At 72.3% G+C, this 8,584-nt stretch carries 8 protein-coding genes; 2 read left to right on the plus strand and 6 right to left on the minus strand.

The window, feature by feature from the left end:
- Positions 1-21: 21 nt before the first annotated feature.
- The 6 genes from AB0D48_RS29890 to AB0D48_RS29915 form a co-directional block, all read right to left on the minus strand.
- On the minus strand, positions 22-1,023 hold the full coding sequence (locus tag AB0D48_RS29890; RefSeq protein ID WP_362403725.1) for an RNA ligase family protein: 1,002 nt from the start codon (positions 1,021-1,023) through the stop codon (positions 22-24).
- Positions 1,024-1,160: 137 nt separating this feature from the next.
- Complete coding sequence (locus AB0D48_RS29895) at positions 1,161-1,865, minus strand: ABC transporter ATP-binding protein (RefSeq protein WP_362403727.1); 705 nt, start codon at positions 1,863-1,865, stop codon at positions 1,161-1,163.
- Positions 1,862-2,590, minus strand: a complete 729-nt coding sequence (locus AB0D48_RS29900; RefSeq protein WP_362403729.1) for an ABC transporter ATP-binding protein — start codon at positions 2,588-2,590, stop codon at positions 1,862-1,864. Before AB0D48_RS29900 ends, AB0D48_RS29895 begins: the two co-directional genes overlap by 4 nt.
- A 29-nt stretch (positions 2,591-2,619) precedes the next feature.
- Positions 2,620-3,597 carry a branched-chain amino acid ABC transporter permease gene (locus tag AB0D48_RS29905; protein WP_362403731.1) on the minus strand — a complete coding sequence of 326 codons (978 nt, stop codon included), beginning with the start codon at positions 3,595-3,597 and terminating at the stop codon, positions 2,620-2,622.
- Positions 3,594-4,472, minus strand: coding sequence for a branched-chain amino acid ABC transporter permease (locus tag AB0D48_RS29910; RefSeq protein ID WP_362403733.1), 879 nt, complete (start codon positions 4,470-4,472; stop codon positions 3,594-3,596). The genes AB0D48_RS29905 and AB0D48_RS29910 overlap by 4 nt, the downstream gene beginning before the upstream one ends.
- A gap of 1 nt (position 4,473) precedes the next feature.
- Positions 4,474-5,649, minus strand: coding sequence for an ABC transporter substrate-binding protein (locus tag AB0D48_RS29915; RefSeq protein WP_362403735.1), 1,176 nt, complete (start codon positions 5,647-5,649; stop codon positions 4,474-4,476).
- A 198-nt stretch (positions 5,650-5,847) separates the two neighbouring features.
- Between AB0D48_RS29915 and AB0D48_RS29920 the strand changes: the two genes are divergently transcribed.
- Positions 5,848-7,476 carry a carboxylesterase family protein gene (locus AB0D48_RS29920; protein ID WP_362403738.1) on the plus strand — a complete coding sequence of 543 codons (1,629 nt, stop codon included), beginning with the start codon at positions 5,848-5,850 and terminating at the stop codon, positions 7,474-7,476.
- A 140-nt stretch (positions 7,477-7,616) separates the two neighbouring features.
- Positions 7,617-8,447, plus strand: coding sequence for an ammonia-dependent NAD(+) synthetase (nadE, locus tag AB0D48_RS29925; RefSeq protein WP_362403741.1), 831 nt, complete (start codon positions 7,617-7,619; stop codon positions 8,445-8,447).
- The last annotated feature ends 137 nt before the right edge of the window (positions 8,448-8,584 follow it).

The following is an 8,584-nucleotide window of genomic DNA, read 5'->3' on the forward strand; positions in this document are numbered from 1 at the left end:
GTGTGGTGCGCGGGGCCTACCTCAGGCGCGGCGGTCGGTCGCGTCGAAGCGGGCCAGGATCAGGGCTCCGGCGAACAAAGCCCCTTCCAGCGCGCGGAGCGTGACCTCGTCCAGACCGCCCAGCGTCTCGGCCGCCTCCTCGGCAGCGTCCCGGGCGATCTCGGCGGCCAGGTCCTCCGGAGGGGTGCGGGGACCCACCTTGCTCACGGCCGACGCGGCCCGGGCCGGAGTGAGCAGGCCGGTGCCGTGGGCGAGCAGCCAGCCGGGGACGCCGGCCGCGCCTCCGGCCGGCGCCTGGAAGGGGCGCGAGCCGTTGAACCGCTCGTCCTCGGCGAAGGCGGGCTGCTTGAACTTGGCCATGGGCCGCGCTGGCCCCCGGGATTCCCCCGCAGGTTTGACGACCAGGCCTTCGGCGAGGTTGTCCGGCAGCGCGGGCAGGCCCAGCAGGCCGGGCAGCCGGGTGGGGAACACCACCGGCAGCTCCTGGAGCCTCGCGACCGGGCCTTCGGCCACCAGCGGGGCACAGAGCAGACCGGCCGCTTCCGCCGCGGCGCGAAGGGTCCGGTCGGACACCCAGCACGGGCCGCCTTCGCCGGTGACGGTCGCGTCGAAGGGCAGCCAGAGCAGCTCGGGGGCGTACCAGACTCCGGTCTGTACGGGCTCCGCTCCCGGGGACGGCGGCACGTCGGGGTGGGGGTAGCGGCCGCCCGCGAGTTCGCCGTACACGGTCACGACCGCCGAGGCGGCGGCCCCGGTGTGCTCACGCAGGGTCTGCGCGCAGCGGGTCGCGGCAACCGCCAGGGCGGGCCAGATCCGGCCGACGCCGAAGAAGTCGTCCAGTCCGCCGTCTCCGAGCAGCTCGCGCCGCTTGGCGGGGTGCGCGCCCGTCCCGTCGCACACGACCGCGAAGTTGGCCCCGTGGATCTTCTCGTGGGCGACCCAGTTCCGCCCGCCCGTCTCTCCCAGACGGCTGTTCGCCGGGATCTTCGGATACGGGGACCAGGGGCGGGGGTGGGGCTGCACCGGGCGATGGTAGCGGGTACGACGGGTCCGGAGCAGCGGGGTTTTCGCCGGACGCCTCAGACCCACCAGTGCCGCCGGCCCCTGCCTGAAGCAGGGGCGCGCCCGCCCGGGCCGCGGTCCAGGCGGGCGCAGCCCGGTCAGTCGACGCCCAGCAGGCGCCTGCGGTCGTCGGGCCGGGACCGGAATTCCGAGCAGGTCGCCCGGTGGACGATGCGGCCCTTCTGCATGACGGCCACGTCCTGGGCGACGGAGAAGGCGAGCGCCAGGTTCTGTTCGACGAGGACCACGGACATCCCCTGCGCACTCACCTCGCGGATCACCTCGCCCACTTGGGCGACGATCGCGGGAGCGAGACCGTCGGACGGCTCGTCGAGGAGCAGCAGACGCGGATTGCCCAGCAGGGCCCGGGCGATCGCGAGCATCTGCTGCTCCCCGCCGGAGAGTTCGTCACCGCGGTGCCCGAGCCGCTCCCCCAGCCTCGGCAGCAGGTCGAGGACACGGGCCCGGGTCCACGGCCCCCGCGCGGGGCGACGGGAGGCGATGGCGAGGTGCTCGGCGACCGTCAGCGGTGCGAACACCCGGCGCCCCTGGGGGACGATGCCCACTCCGGCCCGGGCGATCACGTCGACGCGGGCGCCGGCGATCTGCCGGCCGGCGAGGCTGACGCTGCCTTCGTACGGCCGGACGAATCCCATGACGGTCGACATGAAGGTGGTCTTCCCGACCCCGTTGCGCCCGAGGACGGCGACGATCCCGCCCGCGTCGAGGTCGAGGTCGACGCCGCCCAGGACCACACCGCCCGCGTAGCCGGAGCTCAGCTCGCGCACACTGAGGAACGTCACGAGGGGACCTCCGCACTGCCCAGGTAGGCGCTCTGCACTTCGGCGGAGGCCCGCACTTCGTCCGGCGAGCCGGTGGTCAGGTGTCTGCCGAGGTGCATGACCGTCACAGTGTCCGCGAGCTCGAAGACCATGTCGAGATCGTGTTCGACGAGGAGTACGGTCACCTCACGGGGCAGCACTGCGAGCAGTTCCGTGAGCCGCGCCGTCTCGGCCGGGGACATGCCGGCGGCCGGCTCGTCCAGCAGCAGCAGCCGGGGTCCGGTGGCCAGCGCCACGGCGACTTCCAGCTGCCGGCGCTCGCCGTGCGAGAGCGCGGCCGCCGCGACCTCGTGCCGGGCGGGCAGGCCCACGCGCTCCAGCAGGCTCCGCGCCTGCTCGATCGCCCCGGCCCGGGCACTCACCTTCCGCCGGCCGCCGAGTCCGGTACCGGTCCGACGCAGCACGGCGAGCAGCACGTTCTCCAGAACGGTCTCGCGCAGGAAGAGACTGGAGTGCTGGAAGGTCGCGGCGACACCGAGCCCGACCCGCCGGTCCACCGGCAGCCGGGTCACGTCCCGCCCGTCGACGAGGACGGATCCGGCGGTGGCCTCCAGGGTTCCGGAGATGAGGCCGAACAGGGTCGACTTGCCCGCACCGTTCGGACCGATGATCGCGTGCCGCGCGCCCGCCCGCACGGTGAGGGAGACGTCGTCCACGGCCGTGAAGGACCCGAACTTCCGTGTCACTTGGTGTAGTTCCAACAGGTCGCGTTCTGTCACGCCGTCCTCTTCCGGGCCAGCTGGGGCGGGAGCCGTACGCCGGCCAGCCCGCGGGGCAGTGTGTATACGGCGATGACGAAGAGCAGTCCGAGCAGCAGCGGACCGCGTCCGGCGACGGCTTCGAGGTTGCCGAGGTAGTCGCGGGTGAGCCAGACGAGCGCGGCGCCCGCGCAGGCCCCCCACAAAGAGCCGGCGCCGCCGATGACGACGGCCAGCAGCGCCAGGGCCGCGATCTCGAACCCGGCGTCGCCGGGCGAGACGAACCGCTGCACCGAGACCCACAGGGCGCCGGCGGCGCCGGCCAGCGCCCCGGCGCCGCAGTACACGGTCAGGGCGTACCGGCGGGTGGGATATCCGATCGCCCTCATCCGGGGCTCGTTGTCGCGGATCCCGCGCAGGGCGAGGGCGAACGGTGTCGAGCCCAGGCGGGTGACGGCCGCGAAGAGCAGCAGGAACACGGCCAGCACGTAGAGGTAGACCAGTCCGTCGAGCTCCAGCGCGGGCATGCCGGGCAGCGGCACGACGGGCGGGATGCCGGACACCCCGTCGCTGCCGTTGGTGAGCGACTTCCAGTTGACCGCGGCGCTGTAGACGATCTCGCCGATGGCCAGCGTCAGCATCAGGAACACCACGCCCCGTGCCCTGACCGCCAGCCACCCGGTCGGTACGGCCACCAGCGCGGAAACCCCCGCTGCGATGAGGAGTTGGAGCATCCCGATGTCGGTGAGCCGTGTCGCCACGATCGCCGCCGTGTAGGCGCCGACTCCGAAGTACGCGGACTGGCCGAGGGTCGGCAGTCCGGTCAGGCCGGTGAGCAGGTTCACGCTCATGGCGAGGAGGGCGAACACGAGGATCCGTGACAGCGTGCCGACGGCGTACGGGCCGAGGGCGAAGGGGGCCGACACGAGCCCGAGGACCACGGCGGTCACCGCGAGCCGCCGGGGGGCGGATCCGGCGGTCGTACGCGGGCTCATGTGCGCACCGCCGAGGAGACCAGGCCGTTCGGGCGGACCACCAGCACGGCCAGCATGGTGCCGAAGAGGAGGAACGGCGCGTACTCCGGGAGCAGCGCCACCCCGAGGGTCTGCACCTGGCCGATGAGAAGGGCTCCGGCGAGTGCGCCGCGTACCGACCCGAGACCGCCCACGACCACGACGACGAGCGAGAGGACGAGTACGGTCTCGTCGACGCCGGGCCCGGGGCCCAGGATCGGAGCCCCGAGAACACCACCCACCGCCGCCAGGGCCGCGCCGGCCGCGAAGACCCCGTAGAGCACCTTGCGGATGTCGACACCGAGCGCGCGGACCATGTCCCGGTCGGCGACGGTGGCCCGTACCAGTGCTCCGAGCGAGCTGCGTTCGAAGACGAGGTACACGACGAGCGCGAGCCCGGCCGCGGTGCCGATGAACACGAGCCGGTAGACCGGATACGCGTGGCCGAGGAGGTCCACCGTCCCGCGCAGCGCGGCCGGCGGGTCGGTGGGCAGCACCTCGCCGCCGAACGCCGCGGCGAGCAGATCGGCGGCGATGAAGGTGATGCCGAGCGTCAGCACGGCCTGGTCCAGGTGCCCGCGCCGGGCCAGCGGCTGGGTGAGGAACGTCAGCGCCGCCCCGCCCATGGTGCCGACCAGGGCTCCGGCCAGCAGCGCGAGGAGCAGACCCGGCAGGCTTCCGTCGGACAGTGCGTAGGCGACGTAGGCCCCGGCGAGGTAGAGCGTGCCGTGCGCCAGGTTGAGCACGTCCATCATGCCGAAGACCAGGGAGAGGCCGACCGCGATCGTGAACAGCAGCAGACCGAAGGCGACCCCGTCGACGACGCTGACGAAGTTGCCGTCCAACCATCCGGACATGTCAGCCGCCCAGTCTGCCGAGCTCGGAGCTGACGGTGTTGGCACCCTGCTTGACCTCGCGCAGGTACCAGGGCTGGACGGGCGTACCGCCGCTGTTGAAGCGCCAGGTGCCCCGCGGGCTGTCGATGTCCCCCACCTTGGAGATGGCGGCGTTGACCGATTCGGAGGTCACCGTGGAGCCGGCCGCCCCGATGGCCTTGTCCAGGACCTGCGCCGCGTCCCATGACGCCATCGCGTAGGTGGTCGGGGGCGAACCGTAGGCGGAGGCGTAGGCCGGTGCGAACTGCTTGTTGGCGGCGTTGTCCAGGTCCGCGCTGTAGTTGAGCGCGGTGAGGATGCCGGTGGCCGCTTCGCCCTGCCCCTTGAGCACGCCGCCCTCGGTGAGGAAGCCCGGGGCGTAGAGCGGGATCTTGCCCGCCAGTCCGAAGTCCCGGTACTGCTTGACGAAGTCGACGGCCGCGCCGCCGGCGTAGAAGCAGAAGACCGCCTTCGCACCGGACCTCTCGATCTGCGCGAGGTACGGCTGGAAGTTCTTGGTCCCGGGGAACGGTGTGTAGACCTCCTCCCCCGCGATCTTGCCCCCCGCGGGGAGGAAGGTGGACTTGAAGCCTTCGATCTCGTCCTTGCCCGCCTGATAGCCGGCGGCGACGAGGAAGACCGGGCCGCCGGCCTTCTCGGCCACGTGCTTGCCCAGCGCCTTGCCCGGCTCGTCGTTGACGTACGAGGTGCGCCAGACGTACGTGGTCCCGGTCAAGGTCGTCGGTGAGGCGTTCGAGCCGACGAGCGGGATCTTGCTGGTCTCGAACAGGTCCTTGACCCCGTTGATGGTGGCCGAGCTCACCACCCCGCTCACCGCGAGCACCCGGTCCTGCTTGACCACCTTCTCCGCGGCCGCCTTGCCGGAGTCGGCGGTTTCCCCCTCGTCGGCGATGACGATCTCCACCTGACGGCCGCCGAGCGTGCCGCCGTGCTGCTTGAGGTAGAGCTCGAAGCCCTGCTTCATGTCGTCGCCGAGCGCCTTGTAGGTGCCGGACTGCGGGACGAGGAGCCCGATCTTCACGGGCCCGCTCTGCTTGGTGCCGTCGCCGGTCCCGAGGCTGGCACCACCGCATGCGGTGGCCAGCATGAGGCCGGTGGTGACGGCTATCAGACCAACGGGACGAAACCGACCTGCCATGGGAACTCCGTACCTAGTCGATCGTGCCTTCGCGCCTTGAAGTGACACGTGTCTATCGCGTCATTTCGACGTCCGTCAAGACTTCGCGAGGCATGGGCATTCCGCAGCGGTCACACCCCTTGACCCGGCCGCGATATGTGCCGTAACACTGACCCTCGTCAATTTCGCGCTATGTCAGCCGGGGAGAGTGAAGGCACGATGACCGACGATCCATCACGGCGCAAAGTCCTCAGGAGCAGCGGGGTGCTGGCCGGCGCCGCACTGCTCGTCGCCATGCCGGGCGGCCGGGCGGCGCAGGCCGCCGCCCGGGCCGACGACCCCTCGCCCGTCGTCGACCTGCCCGCGGGACGGCTGCGCGGAGCCGTCGAAGGCGGCCTCGCCGTGTTCAAGGGCGTGCCGTACGCGGCGCCCCCGGTCGGCGCCCTTCGATGGCGGCCCGCCCGGCCCCACCCCGGATGGCAGGGGACGCGCGACGCGACCGCCTTCGGCCCCAGCGCGCCGCAGCCGTACCGGGAAGGCGGGGACCAAGTCCTCGGAACCCACGGCTCGCCCCCCTTCGACGAGGACTGCCTCACGCTCAACGTCTGGACCCCCGGAGCCGACGACGCCAAGCGACCGGTGATGGTCTGGATCCACGGCGGCGGCTTCATCTCCGGATCCGGCTCGCTGCCCAACTACTCCGGCGAGACCTTCTCGCGCGACGGCGACCTCGTCGTCGTGACCATCAACTACCGGCTCGGGCCGCTGGGTTACCTCTATTTCGGCGAGGACGGCGCCGGGGGGAACTTCTGGCTCACCGACCAGCTCGCCGCGCTGCGCTGGGTGCGGGACAACATCGCCGCGTTCGGCGGCGACCCCGACGACATCACCGTCGCGGGCCAGTCCGGCGGCGCGCTGTCGGTCGCGGCGCTGGCCGGCGCCCGGCCCAAGGGCCGCCCGTTGTTCCGGCGCGCCATCCTGCAGAGCCCGCCGCTCGGTCTGCGGATCCCCACCCGCGCCGAATCGCTCCAGCGCACCGCCGCCTACCTGGACATCCTCAAGGCCAAGGACGTGTCGGAACTGCGGGCCGTGCCCTGGCCACGTCTGATCGCCGCCGCCTTCGAGATGTTCGGGCGCACCGGACGGTGGGGGTACTGGTCCACCCCGTTCCTCCCCGTGCTCGACGGGGTCACGCTGGACCGCGACGCGGCCGATCTGCTGCTCGGCGGCGCGGGGGCGGACATCGACGTCCTGATCGGCTGGACCAGGGAGGAGGCCAACTTCGCCTTCGCGCTCAGTGAGCCGTACGCCGCGGCGACCAAGGAACAGGTGCTCGCGAGAGCGCGGGACACCTTCGGAAACCGGGCGGCCGAGGCCTACACCGCGTACGAGGAGGCCCGGCCGGGTGCCCGCCCGGTGGACGTGCTCATGGACCTGATCACCGACGACCTGTTCCGCATGCCCGCCCTGGCGCTGGCCGAGCAGCGGGCGGCCCGCGGGCGTCCGGTCTGGGCGTACCAGTTCAACCTCCCGACGCCCGCCCACCAGGGCCGGCTGGCGGCGGCGCACTGCCTGGAGCTGCCGTTCGTCTTCGACAACTTCGACAAGTGGTCGCAGGCGCCCTTCCTCGCCGGGCTCGATCCCAGGGTCCGGGACGGTCTCGCCGCGACCATGCATGCGTCGTGGATCTCCTTCATCCGCACGGGCGACCCCAATCACCGCCCCATGTCCCGCTGGGAGCGCTACGGCCGGGACTCCCGCACCACGATGACCCTCGACTCGGTCACCACCGCCGTCGACGACGTCGCCGGATACTGGCGCCGGCTGCGTCATCCGGCGACCTCGTAGCCGGTCCACCGCGGCCCTCGGGGGCGCCCCAGGCCGGTCCAGCGGCCTCGGGGCGCCCCAGCCGGATCCCGGACCAGCCGTTTCGACTAGGGTCGACGGGACAGCGCACCACCCGCCACGCACGACCACGAGGAGCAGCAGTGAGCCAGCCGGCGTCCACCGCCCTGCAGCAGGAGATCGCCCTGGAACTCCAGGTGACGCAGACCTTCGACGCGCAGCGGGAGATCGAGCGCCGCGTGGGCTTCCTCGCCGAGCGGCTCACCTCCACCGGCCTGCGCTCCCTGGTGCTCGGGATCAGCGGAGGCGTGGACTCCACCACCGCCGGCCGGCTCTGCCAGCTCGCCGTGGAGCGGGCCCGCGCGGCCGGCCACGACGCGACGTTCTACGCCATGCGGCTTCCGTACGGTGTCCAGGCCGACGAGAAGGACGCCCAGCTCGCCCTCGGCTTCATCAATGCGGACCGGGTGCTGACCGTCGACGTCAAGCCCGCGAGCGACGCCGCGCTGGAAACCGTCCTGGCCGGCGGCGCCGTCTTCCGGGACGCCCATCACCAGGACTTCGTGCAGGGCAACATCAAGGCCCGCCAGCGCATGATCGCCCAGTACGCGGTGGCCGGCGCGCACGACGGCCTGGTCGTCGGCACCGACCACGCGGCCGAGGGGGTGTCGGGCTTCTTCACGAAGTTCGGCGACGGCGCGGCCGATCTGGTCCCGCTGACCGGCCTGACCAAGCGCCGGGTACGGGCCGTCGCCGACACCCTGGGCGCCCCCGCCGAGCTGGTATGGAAGACCCCCACGGCGGACCTGGAGACCCTGGACCCGGGCAAGGCCGACGAGGACGCGCTCGGTGTCACGTACGACGACATCGACGACTTCCTGGAAGGCAAGCCGGTCGGTGAGCGGGCCTTCGACACGATCGTGCGCCGCTACCGCCTGACCGACCACAAGCGCCGGCTGCCGATCGCGCCGTAAGGGCCCCGCGTGTCACGCCGCCGGTGTCCGGCGGCGTGGCGGGGTCGTCTCCAGCAGCGCCCACACCCGGCGCCCGTCCGGGCCGGCGTCGGTACCGCAGCTCGAAACGCCCGGCACGGCCGCGAGCCGGACGAGGA

It is taken from the genome of Streptomyces sp. NPDC048269 (assembly GCF_040652395.1).
Classification (GTDB): Bacteria; Actinomycetota; Actinomycetes; order Streptomycetales; family Streptomycetaceae; genus Streptomyces.